Below are 19242 nucleotides of genomic sequence, written 5' to 3'. Positions count from 1 at the left end.
GCCGGAGCCCGCCATGGACCCGCTCATCCTTTCGCGCATCCAGTTCGGCGCCAACATCTCGTTCCATATCCTGTTTCCGGCTATCACCATCGCGCTTGGGTGGATGCTGCTGTTCTTCAAGCTTCGCTACAACGTCACCGGTGATACCGCCTGGATGCGCGCCTATTTCACCTGGGTGAAGGTGTTCGCGCTGTCCTTCGCCATGGGCGTGGTTTCGGGCGTCACCATGAGCTTCCAGTTCGGCACCAACTGGCCGGGTTACATGGAGACCGTCGGCAACATCGCCGGCCCGCTGCTCGCCTATGAGATACTCACCGCCTTTTTCCTCGAGGCGGCGTTCCTCGGCATCATGCTGTTCGGCTTCCGCCGCGTCTCCAACCGCATCCACACGCTGGCAACCGTGCTGGTGGCCGGCGGCACCACCCTGTCCGCCTTCTGGATCATCGCGCTCAATTCATGGATGCAGACGCCGGTCGGCTTCGAGATGCGCGACGGCGTAGCCCACGCTACCGACTGGTGGGCGATCGTCTTCAACCCGTCCATGCCCTACCGGCTCGTCCACATGCTGCTTGCCTCCGGCCTGACGGTTTCGTTCCTGATCGCCGGCCTGTCGGCGCTGCGCTATCTCTATAGCGACCGTTCGGAATCGATGTGGAAGGCCTTGCGCACCGGTGTTTTCACCGCGGCGATCCTGATCCCCATCCAGATCTTCGCCGGCGACCAGCATGGCCTCAACACGCTCGAGCATCAGCCGCAGAAGATCGCCGCCATGGAGGCCAACTGGAACACCGGCCCCAATGTGCCGCTGGTCCTTTTCGCGCTTCCCGACGAGGCGGCAAGGGAGAACAAATTCGAGCTCACCATCCCCGATGGCGCCAGCCTCATCCTCAGGCACAGCGCCAGCGGCGTCGTGCCGGGGCTGAACGACTATGCCGGCAACCACCCGCCGGTGTTCCCGGTGTTCTGGGCTTTTCGCACCATGGTCGGCACCGGCGTCCTGATGCTCGTCGTCTCCTGGTCGGCCGCCTTTTTCCTCAAGCGCCGGCACAGCCTGCCGAGACCGCTGGCGCTGGTGATGGTGCCGATGGCGCTGTCCGGCTGGCTAGCGACGCTGGCTGGCTGGTACACCACCGAGATCGGCCGCCAACCGTGGCTGGTCACCGGCGTGCTGAAAACTGTCGATGCCGTCGGCCCGGTCGCCGGCAGCCAGGTCGCGCTGTCGCTCGCGGTCTATCTCATCCTCTATGCGCTGCTTCTGATCGCCTATCTCGGCGTGCTGGTCTATCTGGCGCTGAAGGCGGCGAAGGACGGCGATGCCTCGCCGCTGCCGGGCGTTCTCGACGCGCCGCTGTCGCAGCCGGTGGCGAAATAGGAGAACGGCGATGACCCTCGACTGGCCGACATTGCTCCCCCTCATCTTCGCCGGCCTGATGGGCCTTGCCATCCTGATCTACGTCATCCTCGACGGCTTTGACCTCGGTATCGGCATCCTGTTCGCAGCCGCCGGAGACGCCGAGCAGGACACGATGATCGCCGCAATAGGCCCGTTCTGGGACGCCAACGAGACCTGGCTGGTGCTGGCCGTCGGCCTGCTGCTGGTCGCCTTCCCGCTGGCGCACGGCACCATCCTCACCGCGCTCTACATTCCGGTCTTCCTGCTCCTTGTCGGCCTGATCCTGCGCGGCGTTGCCTTCGATTTCCGGGCCAAGGTGCCGGCCGGTCACAAGCATCGCTGGAACCGCATCTTCTTTCTGGGCTCGGTCATCGCATCGCTGGCGCAGGGCTACATGCTGGGGATCTATGTGCTGGGCCTTGATGTCGGCCTCGGCGGAATGGCCTTCGGCGCGCTGGTGGCGCTCTGCCTTGCCGCCGCCTACGCGGCGATGGGCGCAGCCTGGGTCATCTACAAGACGGAAGGCGAATTGCAGAAGAAGGCGGTGCTATGGCTGCGCCGGGCGCTGGTGCTGACCGCGCTCGGCATGGTCGCCGTCTCGCTGGCCACGCCGCTCGCCAGTCCGCGCATCTTCGACAAATGGTTCGTCTGGCCGGCCATGCTCTATTTGTCGCCGCTGCCGGTCCTGTCGGCGGTGCTGTTCGCATGGCTGTGGCGGCAGACCTTCCATCTGCCTAAGGCCGGCGACCGCCATGCGCTGACGCCGTTCCTGACGCTGGCCGCCATCTTCACGCTGGGCTTTGCCGGCCTCGCCTGGTCGTTCTATCCCTTCGTCGTGCCCGACAGGCTGACCATCTGGCAGGCGGCGTCCGCGCCGGAAAGCCTCGCCATCATCCTGGCCGGCACGGTGGTGGTGCTGCCGATCATCATTTTCTATTCGTTTTATGCCTACCGCGTCTTCGGCGGCAAGGCGACGGATCTGACCTACGACTGACTGGCAAACCGCCGAACTGCACAATATTTAGGCAGTCGATTGCTCGGGCGGCAGCGGCTCGTGAAGACTGCCTTGCCAATCCCACCTTGCCAATTCCGCCGGGAAAGTCCGATTCGCAGCGATTTCGATGGTTTGGCATGTCTGTTGCTTTGCCCTGGCGACCAATTGGTTTTGTCCAGTCAAAGGGAAAGATAATGAACCGTCGCAATGTCTGCATGCTGGCCTTCTCCGCCGCCGTTGGAATGGCCATGGCTTCGTTTCCGCAGGCGCGGGCCGACGCCTTGAGCGACATCGCGGCGCGCGGCACCGTCCGCATCGCCGTTCCACAGGATTTCCCGCCCTTCGGCAGTGTCGGCGCCGACATGACGCCGCAAGGCTACGACGTCGACATCGCCAATCTGATTGGCGAAAAGCTCGGCGCCACGGTCGAGATCGTCCCGGTCACCAGCGCCAACCGCATTCCCTATCTCCAGACCAACAAAGTCGACCTGGTCATTTCCAGCCTCGGCAAGAATCCCGATCGCGAGAAGGTCATCGACTTTTCCGAAGCCTATGCTCCGTTCTACAACGGCGTGTTCGCTCCGGCAGACGTCGCCGTCGCAAAAGCGGAAGACCTCGCCGGCAAGACCGTTGGCGTCACCCGCGGCGCGATCGAAGATCTCGAACTGACCAAGGTTGTGCCCGCGAGCGTCGAGATCAAGCGCTACGAGGACAATAACGGCACTATTTCCGCTTTCCTGTCCGGCCAGGTCGAGGTGATCGCGACCGGGAATGTCGTCGCCGCCGCCATCCTCGAAAAGAACCCGCCCAAGCGGCCGGAACTCAAGTTCCTGATCAAGAACTCGCCTTGCTACATCGGCATGAACAAGGAGCAGCCGGCGTTGATGGCCAAGATCAACGGGATCATCGCCGCCGCCAGGTCCGATGGCGCCCTCAACGCCATTTCGCAAAAATGGCTGAAGGTGGACCTGCCGGCTGAGCTGTGATCGCCGCCCGCCGCGTGTGGCTGAGGTCGGATAGCAAGTCATGACCTATCAGTTCGATTTCAGCTGGCTGATCGGATCTCTGCCGGTGCTGCTCAAGGGCATCCGGATCACCGCGCAGCTTATCCTGATCGGCGCGGTGTTCGGCGTGGCATTGGGCATTGCCTGCGCCTGGGTGCGGGCGCTGGGGCCGAAATGGCTAAAACCCGTCGTTGCGACCTATGTCGAGCTGATCCGCAACACGCCCTTCCTCATCCAGCTGTTCTTCATTTTCTTCGGCCTGCCGTCGCTTGGCATCAGGATGTCGGAGCTGACCGCCGCCAACCTCGCCATGATCGTCAATCTCGGCGCTTACAGCTGCGAGATCATCCGCGCCGGCATCCAGGCCACGCCGCGCGGCCAGTTCGAGGCCGGCGCCAGCCTCGCCATGACCCCGTTCCAGGCCTTCTGGCACGTGGTTCTGGTCCCGGCGCTGCAGCGCATCTGGCCTGCGCTGTCGTCGCAGATCGTCATCGTCATGCTGGGTTCGGCCGTCGTTTCGCAGATTGCCGCTGAGGACCTGACCTTCGCCGCCAACTTTATCCAGTCGCGCAATTTCAGGGCCTTCGAAACCTACATCGTCTCCACTTTGATCTACCTGGCGCTCGCCATCCTGCTGCGCCAGCTGCTGGCCGGCCTGGGCGGGATGCTGTTCCCGAGGAAGGCGTCGCGATGAGACAGGCGCCATGACCGAGTTCAGCTTCTGGGACATCCTGCGTAACCTGCTTCTGGCCGCCCGCTGGACCGTTGTCCTCTCGCTGGTCTCCTTCATCGGTGGCGGCATCGTCGGCGCGGCCCTGCTTTTCTTGCGCATCGGCGGCCGGCGTGGGATGCAGTTTCTGTCACGCGGCTACATCCAGCTGTTTCAGGGCACGCCGCTGCTGATGCAGCTCTTTCTGGCTTTCTTCGGGCTTGGCCTGTTTGGCATCGACGTTCCCGCCTGGCTTGCCGCCTGTGTCGCGCTCATCCTGTGGACCGCAGCCTTCCTCGCCGAAATCTGGCGTGGCTGCGTCGAGAGCATTGCCAAGGGCCAATGGGAGGCGTCAGCCAGCCTCGGCATGGGTTATCTCCAGCAGATGCGCTACGTCATCCTGCCGCAGGCACTGAAAGTGGCGGTGCCGCCGACCGTCGGCTTCTCGGTGCAGGTGGTGAAGGGCACCGCGCTCACCTCGATCATCGGCTTCGTCGAACTGTCGAAGGCCGGTTCGATCGTCACCAACGCGACGTTCCAGCCGTTCACCGTCTATGGCCTGGTCGCGCTCATCTACTTTGCTTTGTGCTGGCCGCTGTCGAAATCCAGCCAGCTCCTGGAAAGGAAGCTCAATGTCGCTCATCGCAATCACTGAGGTGAAGAAGCGCTTCGGCGACAACGAGGTGCTGAAGGGGATTTCCATCGACGTCGCGCCGGGCGAGGTCGTCGCCATCATCGGCAAGAGCGGTTCGGGCAAGTCGACGCTGCTGCGCTGCATCAACGGGCTCGAGACCATCGATGAAGGCTCGATCGTCGTCGCCGGCGCCCAGTTCCTGCCCGACGAGGTGCATCTCAAGGCGCTGCGCCTGAAAGTCGGCATGATTTTTCAGCAATTCAACCTGTTTCCGCATCTCACCGCCGGCGGCAATGTCATGCTGTCGCAGATGGTGGTGAAGAAGACGCCGAAGAAGGACGCCGAGGCGGTCGCGCGAAAAATGCTCGACCGCGTCGGTCTCGCCCACAAGTTCGATGCGTTGCCGGACGAATTGTCCGGCGGCCAGCAGCAGCGCGTGGCGATCGCCCGGGCGCTCGCCATGCAGCCCATCGCGCTGCTATGCGACGAGATCACCTCGGCGCTCGATCCCGAGCTCGTCGCCGAAGTGCTGGCCGTCGTCAAGGAATTGGCGGCGGAAGGCATGACGCTGGTGATGGTCACCCACGAGATGCGCTTTGCCCGCGACGTCTGCTCGCGCGTCGTTTTCATGCATCAGGGTCGTGTCCACGAGATCGGCGCCCCCGAGGACGTTTTTTCCAATCCCAGGACGCCGGAGCTCCGGCAGTTTCTGGGCGTGCAATAAGTTTTGTTGATATTCAGCCGGCCTGCACCCGGCGGTACTCGCGTACCCGAAAGTGCGCTCCGTTCCGGTTCTCGGAATCCACCATTTTCGGCGCGGCCTGACCTGTACCTCACCACACCTGACGCCGACATGCGTCCATTAGGACGCACCAGGTACACACTGGCAAAAGATCAGCTCTTGTTGCCGGCCAGCACCAGCACCGGCTTGTCGCTGTAAAGGTCTGGGAATAGCGTCTTCAAATTCTCGACCTTTGGCAGGTCGTTGTAGACGATGTAGGGATAGGTCGGGTTCAGCGTCAAAAAGTCCTGGTGGTAGTCCTCGGCCGGATAGAATTTTTTCCCCGTCTCCAGCGTGGTCACGATCGGCTCCGGAAACACCTTGGCCTTGCCGAGCTGGGCGATATAGCTCTCGGCGATCTTCTTCTGCGCGTCGCTTTCGGCAAAGATCGTCGAACGGTATTGCGGGCCGCGGTCCGGACCCTGGTAGTTCAGCTGCGTCGGGTTGTGCGCGACCGAGAAATACACCTGCAGCAGCTGGCCGTAACTGACTTTGGACGGCTCGTAGATGATCTCGACGGCCTCGGCATGCCCGGTCCGGCCGGTGCCGACCGTCTCGTAGACGGCGGTGTCCTTGTCGCCGCCCGCATAGCCGGAGACGGCGCTGGTCACGCCCTTGACGTGCTGGAACACGCCTTGCACGCCCCAGAAGCAGCCGCCGGCGAAGATCGCCCTGGCGGTGCCGGCGGCGGGTTTTTCGTCCATCGCCGGTGGCGGGATCACCACCGCCGCCTCGGCCGCGATCGCCGGCGTCTGCCACAAGGCGGCGCCAGCCGCCGCGAGCATCAGCGCCGCAAGCGCGCCCCAGGCGACGTTGGTCAATCGTTTCGCGGCGGTTCTTTCAATGCCGGCCATCTCTGATCTCTCCTGCATGAGGTTTTCGACTATACGACAGATAGGTTCGTCGCGGTTTCACATTGCCGTGCGGGCGTGTGCATCGGCGGCCCGACAGCGTTCCGGACGTGGCCTACTTGGCCGTGCCCATTGCGTCGCAGGTCTTGGTCGCCTCGTCCTTCTTCATCGCGTCGGTTTCCATGGCAGCCTTGTCCATGCAGTCCTTCAGCTTTTCGGCCGCCATCGGATCCGCGGGCTTCATCGCGTCGGTCGCCGGCTTCATGGCATTGGTCGCCATCGCATTGGCCGGCTTCATCGCATCTTCGGCGCAGGCAATGCCGCCGGCAACAAGAGCGGTCGAGCAAAGCGCGAAGGCAAGTGCCGGCAAGGTCAGGCGGGTGAAGGCGGTCATGATGGTCTCCCAGAGTTGGTGGCGCGCCGGAATGGCGATCACATCAGCTCTTCGCCGCCGCCTGGGCCTTCGTTACAGCCATCACCGCTTCGTGATCGCCCACCTCCGCCCGTCCTCGAATTGGCCCACAAATAAAAACGCCGCCCGGTGGCAGGCGGCGTTATGAATGCATTGCTTCGATTAAGGTCGAGCGTTAGCGCCGTTCCCCGTCCAGCGCTATTGCGTAAGCACTGTTTGCGAAGCCCGTTGATTGAAGTCGCACTTGCCGGTCACGGTGTAGAAGAAGTCGGCGTTGGACACTGGAGCTGGCACGGGATTTCCGCCGTCCTCCCAGGCCTGCTGGCTGGATTGGCCGCACGGCACCGCGGTAAAGATGTCCACCTTTTCGCCGTTCGCGACCTCAACGCCGTTGAGGTACAACCGGTTCGATGTGTTCGGGTCATTCGACTTGAGCTTGGTTATTTGCGCCGACGGCACGTCCATCTGCAGATAAAGGCTGTCCATCAGGCTGACGTCGATTACGGCGCCGGCGCCGTTTGCGGGATACATGGTGTTGGTACAGGTGGTCACATATTTCGTGTAACCGCTCGTCTGTGTAATCGCGCCGACTACCAGGTTAAGGAAGTTGAGCACCGTCCTGGTCGTGCATTTTTGTTCCTGGACCTTCGTGGTCGTCGATCCATTCACCGTATACACTGTCGACGTGCCGTAGCCTTTCGGATCACCAAAGTTGTTGTAGACATAGGTGATCTTCATCAACGGATTGACCGCCGTCTCGCTGAATTTCGTGCCGTAGAGCGTCATCGTCTTGTTCCAATGGCCCGACACTTTGTCGACCTTGAACGTGGTCTGCACCAGCGCCGGCCTCTTGCGCACCGCCGACGCGACGCCGATCTGCACGGTATCGACGCGGGCGATCTGCATGAAGTTCGTCGGCATGGCAAAGCTGGCCGAGGCATTGATGCTGGAGGTGCCGTCGGCGGCGACGACGAAGCCGTCGAGCTTGGCGGTGCCTTGCCCGCTATTGGCCGCAAACGACTCCTGCAGTTTCACCTGACGGTCCGCCAATGACGTGCTTGTCGGCAGCGTCGTGATCGACAGGGTCGCGGCATCGAGCGCATTCTGCATCGAGCCCTTGGTCGCAATGGCCGCGTTATAGTCGACCGAGAGGCCCAGAGCGGCACACATCGGGATAAGCATAATGGCGAGTACCGGCGCTAAGGAGCCGCTCTCGGAACTGAGAAAATGGTTTCCGGACAGTGGCATTTCGTGTTCCCCAAACGGTAACAGGTCGTGGCCTATCACGCAGGCCGCGAATTATGCCCTAATCTGATGGAGCAAAGTTTAACGACGTGCGATCGCCGGCGGCTCATGCGGCGCCCGGCCGCTTGCCCGGGCAAGCTGCCCCTGCTAAAGCGCCCGACATGACCACGCCGATCAAGAACATCCGCAATTTCTCCATCGTCGCGCATATCGACCATGGCAAATCCACGCTTGCCGACCGGCTGATCCAGCTGACCGGCGGGCTGGAGCTGCGCGACATGAAGGAGCAGGTGCTGGACTCGATGGATATCGAGCGCGAGCGCGGCATTACCATCAAGGCGCAGACGGTGCGGCTGAAATACCACGCCAGCAATGGCGAGGATTATATCCTGAATCTGATCGACACGCCCGGCCATGTCGACTTCGCCTATGAAGTGTCGCGGTCGCTGGCCGCCTGCGAGGGCTCGCTGCTGGTCGTCGATGCCTCGCAAGGCGTCGAGGCGCAGACATTGGCCAATGTCTATCAGGCCATCGACAACAACCACGAGATCGTCGTGGTGCTGAACAAGGTCGACCTGCCGGCCGCCGAGCCCGAGCGCATCCGCGAGCAGGTCGAGGAGGTGATCGGCATCGATGCCTCCAACGCCGTGCTGATCTCGGCCAAGACCGGCCTCGGGATTCCCGATGTGCTGGAGGCGATCGTCAACGATTTGCCGCCGCCGCGCGAGGGCGACATTGCTGCCCCGCTGAAGGCGATGCTGGTCGACAGCTGGTACGACGCCTATCTCGGCGTCATCGTGCTGGTCCGCATCATCGACGGCGTGCTGAAGAAGGGCCAGACCATTCGCATGATGGGCACCGGCGCCAAGTACCTGGTCGAGCGCACCGGCGTCTTCACGCCGGCCCGCATCAATGTAGACGAACTCGGCCCCGGCGAGTTCGGCTTCTTCACCGGCTCGATCAAGGAAGTCGCCGACACCCGCGTCGGCGACACCATCACCGAGGACAAGCGCCAGACGGCACAGGCCCTGCCCGGCTTCAAGCCGGCGCAGCCGGTGGTGTTCTGCGGCCTGTTCCCGGTCGACGCCGCCGATTTCGAGGATCTGCGCGCCGCAGTCGGCAAGCTGCGCCTCAACGACGCTTCTTTCTCCTTTGAAATGGAAACCAGCGCCGCGCTCGGTTTCGGCTATCGCTGCGGGTTCCTTGGCCTGCTGCATCTGGAAATCATCCAGGAGCGGCTGGAGCGCGAGTTCAACCTCGACCTCATCGCCACGGCGCCGTCGGTCGTCTACCGGCTGCTGTTGAACGACGGCACGACCAAGGAATTGCACAACCCCGCCGACATGCCCGACGTGGTCAAGATATCGGCCATCGAGGAGCCGTGGATCCGCGCCACCATCCTCACCCCTGACGAGTATCTCGGCGGCATCCTAAAACTCTGCCAGGACCGGCGCGGCATCCAGGCCGACTTGTCCTATGTCGGCAAGCGCGCCATGCTGACCTATGACCTGCCGCTCAACGAGGTCGTCTTCGACTTTTACGACCGGCTGAAGTCGATCTCCAAGGGCTACGCCTCCTTCGACTATCACCTTACCGATTACAAGGAAGGCGACCTGGTCAAGATGTCGATCCTGGTCAATGAGGAGCCGGTCGACGCGCTGTCGATGCTGGTCCACCGCACGGCGGCGGAAAAGCGCGGCCGCTTGATGTGCGAGAAGCTGAAGGAGCTGATCCCGAACCATCTGTTCAAGATCCCGATCCAGGCGGCAATAGGCGGCAAGGTCATCGCCCGCGAAACCATCTCGGCGCTGCGCAAGGACGTCACCGCCAAATGCTACGGCGGCGACGTCTCACGCAAACGCAAGCTGCTCGACAAGCAGAAAGAGGGTAAGAAGCGGATGCGCCAGTTCGGCAAAGTGGATATCCCTCAGGAGGCGTTTATCCAGGCGCTGAAGATGGGGGATTGAGCGGTCCGGCCCTTGGCCGGACGCATCCCCGGGGATCCCGACCATCGCATGGCTGGAACTGCACCGCGGAAATTGGCCGCAAGCACTCTAAAAACTCTTTTTAGTCACGGCGCGCCAGCGCCTTGTCCGCTATTTCAGCGGCCGCGTCCTAGCAGGCCCATAAGACCTACTGTTAGCGGCCGGCGACCGTCCGCGTGAAACCCTGCCACGGCTCCAATCCAGCTTGACCAAGACGGTGCAGAAGTACCACCGGAGCTAAGCAAGCTATAGCGAGCAACCTCCGCAGAATCCTCCCTAGAGCAGCGCGACAATCCTAGGTTGAATACTCCCAAATTCCACGCTCGCCAAATGGTAATCAAATATAGTTAAGATTCGGTTGATTCCATGGATTCGAACTGCTATGTATGGATTCGAGATGGATTCGAACAAGATATTGGGCTGGAATGCGTACGCTTGAAAACGATCTGGTAATGTCCGTGCTGAAAATACTCGCGGATTCCGAGCATCCGGAGACGGGAATGACCACCGCCGAACTGGCCAAAAAACTGCGCGAGCAGATTGAACCGACAGCGGAAGATCGCGAGCCCCTCCAAGGCCGCAAGGACGACCGACTAAGCCAAGTCATCCGCAATTTAGTGAGCCACCGCACCCTGGAGCGCAGAGGTCTTGCTATCTACTACAAAAATCCAATCACGGGACGCGGCCATTACCGCCTCACGGCAATGGGGAATCGCACTCTGAACGAGGCCCGCAACTATCGATAGCCGACAGGATGCACCGTGTGGAGGTTCGCTCCGCGCAGTGCATCCAGCAGGTTATTAGTATGACACGACCGCTTCCTGATCTGACGAGGTTTGCCGACCTGGTCAGTTTCAGCAGCCGCCGCTGGGCGGTAGGAGCCGGGGCGCGAATGCTCCGGTTCCACACTGGTTCGGAAATCGTTCCGGATCAGAACATGCGACCGAATAAACGGCGCAAAGCAACGCACTGACAATGATTCAAACGTGAATCAGCGTCAACTGTTTATTCGGTCGCATCCTTTTCGAAAGGAAAAGGCAATGCACGACCGGAAGGTCACCCCGGACATGGCTCCGGTTATCAAGCTGGCCCGCGATCTGGGCATCAACTACGCGCTCATCGCGTCGTACTACCAGATCAATCAGGGCCGGATCGCGGACGTCATGAAGGGGCGCTTGTTCCCAGATATTTCGCCTGCGATCGAACTCCCTGCTGACTTCCCGATGGTGGCGGCGGCTTAAACGAAGAGAGGGGGCGGCCCATAGGTCGCCCTCTCCAACCTTCCTCCTTCAGCCTCGGCCGATGAGGCAACGGGGGAGCATGTTGTGATTGCGCCGGGCTCACCGATGCGTCTCAGGTCGCGCAAAGTAGGCGATCCTTCACGCCCCTCGCCAGACATCTCCCCCACGAGGGGGGAGATCGCTACTTGACGCCCTTCGCGCGCCCGCCCTAGCCTGTCTGCAACCCAGGAGACCCCACCCATGGCAGGCACGGTCGAAGGCGAGAAGATCGAAATCGGCTTTTCTGGCCGCCACTGCATCCATTCGCGCAATTGCGTGCTGGGCGATCCGCGTGTCTTCGTGCCCAACGCGCCCGGCCAGTGGATCCATCCCGAGGCGGCCAGCGTCGAGAAGATCGTGGCGATCGCCGAGAGCTGCCCGTCGGGCGCCATCACCTATGTCAGGAAGGATGGCGGGCCGCAGGAACAGCCGCCGGTGGTCAACACCGTGCGCATCCGGGAAAACGGCCCGCTGGCGCTGCATGCCGAGATCATGCTTGGCGACGAGAATTTCTATCGCGCTACGCTCTGCCGCTGCGGCGCTTCGGAGAACAAGCCGTTCTGCGACGGCAGCCACACCAAATCAGGCTTTACCGCCAGCGGCGAGCCGGCGCTGAAGGACACGCCGGCGCTGGACGCGCGCAATGGCCCGCTGACGGTGACGCCGACCACCAACGGCCCGCTCAAGCTCGAAGGCAATGTCGAGATTGTCACCGGCACCGGCCACACGGTCGACCGCACCCAACGCACCTTCCTCTGCCGCTGCGGCCACTCGGCCAACAAGCCGTTTTGCGACGGCAGCCACAAGCGGGAGGGATTTGTGGGGTAGCTGGCAAAGGTCGCGATCCTTCGCACCCCCCTCTGTCCTGCCGGACATCTCCCCCGCACGGGGGGAGATTGGCAGCTTCGCCGGCGGCACCCTGTTTGCAGCGTTGAAATTCGCAAAGGCGTCGGCGACATCCGATCTCCCCCCTTGCGGGGGAGATGTCCGGCAGGACAGAGGGGGGTGCTGTCCCTCCAGCGTTGGGCGAGCCTGCAGCGTATCCATCGTGGCCCAGCGCTCACAGCTTTATCGGCCGCCCGGTATCGGCTAAGGGGCGGGAACGCAAAATCCCGGACCCGCCAATGACCGCCAAATCCTCCCCCCTGTTCCTCGGCATCGACACCGGCGGCACCTATACCGATGCCGTGCTGTGGTCTGAAGCCGGTGGCGCTAACGGAAAGGTTCTGGCCAAGGCCAAGGCGCTGACCACCCGCCACGATCTGGCGGTCGGCATTTCGGGCGCGGTCGATGCGGTGCTGCAAAAAGCCGCCACCGATCCGGCAGCAATAAAACTGGTGTCGATGTCGACGACGCTTGCCACCAACGCGCTGGTCGAGGGCCAGGGCGGCCGCGTCGCGCTGGTGATGATCGGCTTTTCCGAGGGCGACCTTGCCCGCGACGGGCTGAAGGCCGCACTCGGCACCGACCCTGTCGTGTTCTGCCCCGGCGGCCACGATGTCCACGGCAATGCGGCAAAACTCGATCTGTCCGGGCTGGAGGCAGGGCTGCCGGAACTCGGCGCCTCGGTGTCCGGCTTTGCCGTCTGCGCCTATTTCGCCACTCGCAACCCGGCGCATGAGCTAAGCGCGCGGAACCTGATCCGCGGCATAACAGGCCTGCCGGTCACCGCCAGCCACGAGCTTTCGGCCAAGCTCGGCGGCCCGCGCCGGGCGCTGACGACGCTGCTCAACGCCAGGCTGATCTCGATGATCGACCGACTGGTGGCGGCGACCGAGGGCTTTCTTGCCGCGCGCGGCATCGCCGCCCCGCTGATGGTGGTGCGCGGCGACGGCGCCCTGGTTTCGGCCGCCTTCGCCCGCCAGCGGCCGATCGAGACGATTCTTTCAGGCCCGGCCGCCAGCCTTGTCGGCGCTCGCCACATGACCGGCCTCGACAATGCAGTCGTCTCCGACATCGGCGGCACCACCACAGACGTTGCCGTGCTCGACCGGGGCCGTCCCAGGCTTGACCCGGAAGGCGCCACCGTCGGCGGCTTCCGCACCATGGTCGAGGCGGTGGCCATGCGCACCTTTGGGCTCGGCGGCGATTCCGAAGTGGCGCTGGAGGATGGCGCGCTCAACCCAAGAATCCTGCTCGGGCCGCGCCGCCTGGTGCCGCTGGCGCTGGCCGGCATGATGCATGGCGAAGCGGTGACCGTCGAACTGGAACGCCAAATCCGCGCGGCCAACCCCAGCCGCATGGATGGCCGGCTGGCGGTCAGGACTGGCGTGCCGCAGCGGCTGGCTGCCGGCCTGACCGGCGCCGAGGCCAAGCTTTATGAACTGATCGGCGCGACGCCGCTCGCCGTCGACCGGCTTTTGACATCAAATGCCCAGAACGCCACCTTGAACCGGTTGGTGTCGCGCGGGCTGGTGCATGTCGCCGGCTTTACGCCGTCGGACGCCGCCCATGTGCTGGGCAAGCAGGCCAACTGGGATGCCGCCACGGCTCGGCTCGGTGCCGAGCTGTTCACCCGCAAGCGCGACGGCCGCGGACAGGCGATCGCCGCCACGCCGGAGGCGATCTCGGAACGGGTACTGACCACGCTGACCCGGCTGTCGGCGGAAGTCATCCTCGAAACCGCCTTTGCCGAGGACGGGCTGGATGGCGCGGCGACCGTGGCGCACGCGCTGGTCCAGCGCGCCGTCGATTCCCATCCCGGCATCGCACGGCTCAGCGTCGCGCTCGACCGCCCGGTCATCGGCCTCGGCGCCTCGGCGCCGCTGCATTATGCCGGGCTGCCGCCGCTGGTCGGCCATGACTGCGTGGTGCCCGAAGATACCGATGTCGCCAATGCGCTCGGCGCCGTCGTCGGCCAGGTCAGGGTTTCGGCGGAGGCGCGCGTCAGCCAGCCCCAGGAAGGGCTGTTTCGCGTCGCCTCGGGCGAAAGCGTGCGCGACTTCAATGACGAGGCGGCGGCGATCGCGGCAGCGGAAACCGATGTCCGCGCCATTGCCGCCGGGCGGGCCAGGGACGCCGGCACCGACAGCGCCGAAATCGAGATCGCCAGCGAATTCCGCGTTTCGACCGTCGAGGGCCAGCGCATGTTCATCGAGGCGCATGTGGTGGCGGTGGCGTCGGGCAGGCCAAGGATCGCGGTGTAGGGCGCCTTGTGGGAGAAGGGGGAGCCGCACCAGCCTGCGTCAACGCAGAGGGTGAGGCGGCATTCGAAATGGAAGCGATTTGCCCTACCTTCACCCTAAGCTGAATTGACCCTGCCACCCTGACATGTCAAAGGCCCGGCCAAAGCCTTTCGCCTGGAGAAAGCCCCGATGACCGATCGCGTCGAAATCGCCGGATTGCGGATTGCCCGCGAACTTTATGATTTCGTCGTGAACGAGGCGCTGCGGGGCACCGGCATTGCAGCCGACGCCTTGTGGACCGGCTTCTCGGCCATCGTGGATGATTTGGCGCCGAAGAACCGGGCTCTGCTCGCAAAGCGCGACGCGCTGCAAGGCCAGATCGACCGCTGGTATCACGACAATGGCGCGCCCAGCGACATGGAAGCCTACAAGGATTTCCTGAGGGAAATCGGCTATCTCGTGCCGGAAGGGCCGGCCTTCTCCGTAGCGACGGACAATGTCGACCCTGAGATCTCGATGGTTGCCGGGCCGCAATTGGTGGTGCCGGTGATGAACGCGCGTTACGCGCTGAATGCCGCCAATGCGCGCTGGGGCTCGCTCTATGATGCGCTCTACGGCACCGACGCCATTCCAGAGACCGACGGCGCCGAGAGGGGCGCCAGGTTCAATCCCGAGCGCGGCGCCAGGGTCATTGCCTGGGCGAAGGGTTTTCTCGACGATTCGGTCCCGCTGACGACCGGCAAATGGGCAGGGGTGAACGGGCTTTCCGTGGCCAACGGCATGCTGTGGCTGGGCGAGGGCGCCGGCGCCACCACGCTCGCCGATCCCAAACAGTTTGCCGGCTATCGCGGCGACGCCGATAATCCCGAAGCCGTCCTGCTCACCCGCAATGGCCTGCATATCGAGATTGTGATCGACCGCAGCAACCAGATCGGCAAGACCGATCCGGCAGGCATTGCCGACATCGTGCTGGAATCGGCGCTGACCACCATTCAGGACTGCGAGGATTCGGTCGCGGCGGTCGATGCGCAGGACAAGGTTTTGGTCTACCGCAACTGGCTCGGCCTGATGAAGGGCGACCTTGCCGAGGAGATCACCAAGGCTGGCAGCACGTTTACGCGTAAACTCAATCCCGACCGGTCGTACACCGCGCCTGATGGGGGCGCGCTGTCCCTGCCCGGCCGCTCGCTGATGCTGATCCGCAACGTCGGCCACCTCATGACCAATCCGGCGATTACGGACCGCGACGGCAACGAAGTGCCGGAAGGCATCATGGATGCGACGATGACGGCGCTGATCGCGCTACACGATGTCGGCCCGAACGGCCGCCGGCTAAACTCGCGCGCGGGCTCGATGTATGTCGTAAAGCCCAAGATGCACGGCCCGGAAGAAGTTGCCTTCGCCGTCGAGATATTCGACCGTGTCGAGGCGGTGCTCGGCATGGCGAAAAACACCATCAAGATGGGCATTATGGACGAGGAGCGGCGCACCACCGTCAACCTCAAGGAGGCGATCCGCGCCGCCAAAGATCGCGTCGTCTTCATCAACACCGGTTTTCTCGACCGCACCGGCGACGAGATCCACACCTCGATGGAAGCCGGCCCGATGATCCGCAAGGGCGACATGAAGCAGGCCGTCTGGATTGCCGCCTACGAAGGCTGGAACGTCGACGCCGGGCTGGAATGCGGGCTGGCCGGCCGCGCCCAGATCGGCAAGGGCATGTGGGCGATGCCCGATCTGATGGCGGCGATGCTGGCGGAAAAGATCGCCCATCCCAGGGCCGGCGCCAACACCGCCTGGGTGCCGTCGCCGACAGCGGCGACGCTGCACGCCACCCATTACCACAAGGTCGACGTCGGCGCTATGCAGGCGGCGCTGAAGAGCCGCCCCAAGGCAAAGCTCGACGACATCTTGTCGGTGCCGGTAGCGGTGCGGCCGAACTGGTCGCCGGCGGAGGTCCAGAACGAGCTCGACAACAACGCGCAAGGCATTCTGGGCTATGTCGTCCGTTGGATCGACCAGGGCGTCGGCTGCTCGAAAGTGCCTGACATCAATGACGTAGGCCTGATGGAGGACCGCGCCACGCTGCGCATCTCCTCGCAACACATCGCCAACTGGCTGCATCACGGCGTGTGCACCTCAGACCAGGTGATGGAGACGATGAAGCGCATGGCCGGCGTCGTCGACCGCCAGAACGCAGGCGATCCGCTCTACCGGCCGATGGCCCCTGACTTCGACAAGTCGATTGCCTTCCTCGCCGCCTGCGATCTCGTCTTCAAGGGCCGGGTCCAGCCCAACGGCTACACCGAGCCGGTGCTTCATGCGCGACGGTTGGAGCTGAAGGCGAAGGAAAGACCCTCGCTAGCGCGCACAGAGTTCTAGTATAACCCGACAGATATTAGCAATTGCTAAAACATCGTTGTCCCGGTGCACGCGATCTGCTACGATTTAACCACCGACAAACGGCTCTGGGAGGCCGTGCGTCCGACATCATGCACAAGAACTCAAAACCGGAGAACGGCCATGACACGGCTTCTGACGGTCGCTGCCCTTGTGGCGGCGGGCAGTTTGGTTGCGATGCAAGGCGCAGCCGCCGATGACGCTGCGATGATCAAGAGCGCTGAATCCGCCGCACCCCCCGCTGTATCAAGCGGCGCTGCGATCCACGCTATGGCTGAGAAGGGAGCAATGCGCACACTGCGCGAGGGCACAAACGGCTTCTGGTGCATGCCGGACAACCCGGCCACACCTGGCCCGGATCCAATGTGTGGCGATGCCAACGCGATGGAATGGGCGATGGCGTGGATTGGAAAAAAGGAACCGCCCAAGGGCAAGGTCGGCTTCATGTATATGCTGGCCGGCGGCACCGACGGCAGCAACACCGATCCTTATGCGACGAAGCCCGAGGAAGGCAACAATTGGGTGGAGACCGGACCGCACGTGATGATCGTCAACGCAATGGATATGATGCAGGGCTATCCGGCTGACCCCAAACCTGACACGTCCAGGCCATATGTGATGTGGGCGGGCACTCCCTACGCACATCTCATGGTCCCGGTTAAGTAGCTGCCGCGGCGGGCCGGGCCGGTCACTCTCCCTCAAGGGACCCTCAAGGGGGAGGGGAACGTCACGCCGCCTGCGCCATTCGCTCCGAACTCATGCGGTACGAAATCGCCTCGGCCAGATGGATGCGGCCGACAGTCTCGCTGGCCTCGAGATCGGCCAATGTCCGCGCCACCTTCAGCACCCGGTGATAGGCCCGCGCCGAAAAGCCGAGCTTTTCACTGGCATCCCTGAGCAGCGACAGGCCTGATTCATCCGGCATCGCGATCTCCTCGATGACAGAGGGGGAGCAGTGCGCGTTGGTGGTGACGGAGGTCGCGCCGAGCCGCTCGAAACGTTCGCGCTGGGTTGTCCGCGCGCGGGCCACGCGCAGCGCCACATCGGCACTTTTCTCCGCCCGGTCCGGCCGGATCAGATCGCTGGCCGAGACCGCCGGCACCTCGATCCGGAGATCGATGCGGTCGAGCAGCGGGCCTGATATGCGCGCCTGGTAGTCGGTGCGGCAGCGGTCGCCGCGCAGGCAGCGATAGCCCGGCTCGCCGGCCATGCCGCAGCGGCACGGGTTCATCGCCGCGACCAGCTGGATGCGCGCCGGATAGGTGACGCGATGATTGGCGCGGTCGATCATGCAGTCGCCGGTCTCCAGCGGCTGGCGCAGCGCGTCGAGCGCCTGCGGCGAGAATTCGGGAAACTCGTCGAGGAACAGCACGCCGTGGTGGGCCAGCGAGGCCTCGCCCGGCCGCACGCGCAGGCCGCCGCCGACCAGCGCCGCCATCGAGGCCGAATGGTGCGGCGCGCGGAACGGCCGCCGGTCGGTCAGCTTGCCTTCACCAAGCTCGCCGGCCACCGAGGCGATCATCGAGACTTCGAGCAATTCCCTCGGCGCCAGCGGCGGCAGGATCGACGGCAGCCGCTGCGCCAGCATCGATTTTCCCGATCCTGGCGGACCGATCATCAGCATGTTATGGCCGCCGGCCGCCGCCACTTCGAGTGCCCGCTTGGCGGTCTCCTGGCCCTTGATGTCGGCAAGATCCGGCAGGTCGCGCGCCGAGGCATGGATGCCGGCCTCCGGCCGCGACAGCACTTGCGTGCCGCGAAAATGATTGGCGATGGCGATCAGGCTGCGCGGCGCCAGAATGTCGAAATCCTTGCCGGCCCACGCCGCTTCCGGGCCGCAGGCGAAAGGACAGATCAGGCCCTTGCCTTCGGCATTGGCGCCGATCGCTGCCGGAAGCGCGCCGGCCACCGCGGCGATGGTGCCGTCGAGCGACAGTTCGCCAAGCACGACGTAGCCGGCCAGCATGTCGCCTGGAATGGCGCCAAGCGCCGCCATCAGGCCAAGCGCGATCGGCAAATCGTAATGGCTGCCTTCCTTGGGCAGGTCGGCAGGCGCCAGATTGACGGTGACCTTCTTCGACGGCATCGACAGGCCCGATGCGTGCAGCGCCGCCTGCACCCGCTCCCGGCTTTCGGCCACCGCCTTGTCGCCGAGGCCGACGATGTGCATGTTGACCTTGCCCGGCGCGATCATCACCTGCACGTCGACCGGCACGGCCTCGATGCCCTGGAAAGCGACCGTGCGGACCCGCGCAACCATTTTTCTGCCCCCGGACATGGGCTCGCCCGAGCCCATGCGATCATGCCGCGAACGGCGTCATCCGAGACAACCACAGATTTTGCGCAAAGGCAAGAACATTACGGGAACAATCGAACGTTGTGCCTTGATGGCGCCGCATCGGCTACGGATCGGAAAGCCCCTGTTCCGC

17 protein-coding genes are annotated in these 19242 nt (G+C 63.7%); 13 read left to right on the top strand and 4 right to left on the bottom strand.

Annotated features, from left to right (window positions below):
• The first annotated feature begins 13 nt into the window (after positions 1-13).
• The 6 genes from BLT09_RS07790 (at position 14) to BLT09_RS07765 (ending at position 5458) form a co-directional block, all read left to right on the top strand.
• Complete coding sequence (locus BLT09_RS07790; RefSeq protein WP_091591941.1) at positions 14-1372, top strand: cytochrome ubiquinol oxidase subunit I; 1359 nt, start codon at positions 14-16, stop codon at positions 1370-1372.
• A gap of 10 nt (positions 1373-1382) precedes the next feature.
• Positions 1383-2387, top strand: a complete 1005-nt coding sequence (locus tag BLT09_RS07785; protein ID WP_091591938.1) for a cytochrome d ubiquinol oxidase subunit II — start codon at positions 1383-1385, stop codon at positions 2385-2387.
• 215 nt (positions 2388-2602) lie between these two features.
• Complete coding sequence (locus BLT09_RS07780; protein WP_091592422.1) at positions 2603-3373, top strand: transporter substrate-binding domain-containing protein; 771 nt, start codon at positions 2603-2605, stop codon at positions 3371-3373.
• A 40-nt stretch (positions 3374-3413) separates the two neighbouring features.
• A complete protein-coding gene (locus BLT09_RS07775) occupies positions 3414-4085 on the top strand; it encodes an amino acid ABC transporter permease (RefSeq protein ID WP_091591936.1) in 672 nt (223 codons plus the stop codon).
• A 10-nt stretch (positions 4086-4095) separates the two neighbouring features.
• On the top strand, positions 4096-4755 hold the full coding sequence (locus tag BLT09_RS07770) for an amino acid ABC transporter permease (protein ID WP_091591934.1): 660 nt from the start codon (positions 4096-4098) through the stop codon (positions 4753-4755).
• The gene (locus tag BLT09_RS07765; protein ID WP_027154711.1) at positions 4733-5458 is read left to right on the top strand and encodes an amino acid ABC transporter ATP-binding protein; all 726 of its coding nucleotides are present in this window, start codon (positions 4733-4735) and stop codon (positions 5456-5458) included. Before BLT09_RS07770 ends, BLT09_RS07765 begins: the two co-directional genes overlap by 23 nt.
• 170 nt (positions 5459-5628) lie before the next feature.
• Here BLT09_RS07765 and msrA read toward each other — a convergent pair whose 3' ends face one another.
• The 3 genes from msrA to BLT09_RS07750 form a co-directional block, all read right to left on the bottom strand.
• The gene (gene msrA, locus BLT09_RS07760) at positions 5629-6369 is read right to left on the bottom strand and encodes a peptide-methionine (S)-S-oxide reductase MsrA (RefSeq protein ID WP_091592421.1); all 741 of its coding nucleotides are present in this window, start codon (positions 6367-6369) and stop codon (positions 5629-5631) included.
• Positions 6370-6481: 112 nt separating this feature from the next.
• Positions 6482-6760, bottom strand: a complete 279-nt coding sequence (locus BLT09_RS07755; RefSeq protein ID WP_091592420.1) for a hypothetical protein — start codon at positions 6758-6760, stop codon at positions 6482-6484.
• A 216-nt stretch (positions 6761-6976) separates the two neighbouring features.
• A complete protein-coding gene (locus BLT09_RS07750; RefSeq protein ID WP_329608749.1) occupies positions 6977-8065 on the bottom strand; it encodes a TadE/TadG family type IV pilus assembly protein in 1089 nt (362 codons plus the stop codon).
• A 119-nt stretch (positions 8066-8184) separates the two neighbouring features.
• Here BLT09_RS07750 and lepA point away from each other — a divergent pair, with 119 nt between their 5' ends.
• The 7 genes from lepA to BLT09_RS07710 all read left to right on the top strand — a co-directional run bounded on the left by lepA (position 8185) and on the right by BLT09_RS07710 (position 17479).
• Positions 8185-9990, top strand: a complete 1806-nt coding sequence (gene lepA, locus BLT09_RS07745; protein WP_027154707.1) for a translation elongation factor 4 — start codon at positions 8185-8187, stop codon at positions 9988-9990.
• 443 nt (positions 9991-10433) lie between these two features.
• Positions 10434-10754 (top strand): hypothetical protein, encoded by a 321-nt coding sequence (locus BLT09_RS07740; protein WP_091591930.1) that lies wholly within the window; start codon positions 10434-10436, stop codon positions 10752-10754.
• Between the two features lie 294 nt (positions 10755-11048).
• Entirely contained in the window at positions 11049-11249 is a 201-nt protein-coding gene (locus tag BLT09_RS07735; RefSeq protein ID WP_091591929.1) for a hypothetical protein, read from the top strand.
• Positions 11250-11489: 240 nt separating this feature from the next.
• Positions 11490-12116 (top strand): CDGSH iron-sulfur domain-containing protein, encoded by a 627-nt coding sequence (locus BLT09_RS07730; RefSeq protein WP_091591927.1) that lies wholly within the window; start codon positions 11490-11492, stop codon positions 12114-12116.
• Between the two features lie 296 nt (positions 12117-12412).
• Positions 12413-14434, top strand: a complete 2022-nt coding sequence (locus BLT09_RS07720) for a hydantoinase/oxoprolinase family protein (RefSeq protein ID WP_091591925.1) — start codon at positions 12413-12415, stop codon at positions 14432-14434.
• 168 nt (positions 14435-14602) lie between these two features.
• The gene (locus BLT09_RS07715; RefSeq protein ID WP_091591923.1) at positions 14603-16795 is read left to right on the top strand and encodes a malate synthase G; all 2193 of its coding nucleotides are present in this window, start codon (positions 14603-14605) and stop codon (positions 16793-16795) included.
• A gap of 141 nt (positions 16796-16936) precedes the next feature.
• Positions 16937-17479 carry a hypothetical protein gene (locus tag BLT09_RS07710; RefSeq protein ID WP_091591921.1) on the top strand — a complete coding sequence of 181 codons (543 nt, stop codon included), beginning with the start codon at positions 16937-16939 and terminating at the stop codon, positions 17477-17479.
• Positions 17480-17540: 61 nt separating this feature from the next.
• Here BLT09_RS07710 and BLT09_RS07705 read toward each other — a convergent pair whose 3' ends face one another.
• Complete coding sequence (locus BLT09_RS07705) at positions 17541-19073, bottom strand: YifB family Mg chelatase-like AAA ATPase (RefSeq protein WP_091592418.1); 1533 nt, start codon at positions 19071-19073, stop codon at positions 17541-17543.
• Positions 19074-19242: the final 169 nt, after the last annotated feature.

It is taken from the genome of Mesorhizobium muleiense (assembly GCF_900099905.1).
Classification (GTDB): domain Bacteria; phylum Pseudomonadota; class Alphaproteobacteria; order Rhizobiales; family Rhizobiaceae; genus Mesorhizobium; species Mesorhizobium muleiense.
Note: the sequence above shows the minus strand (reverse complement) of the source record. Positions and strands in the feature narration are given on the sequence as shown.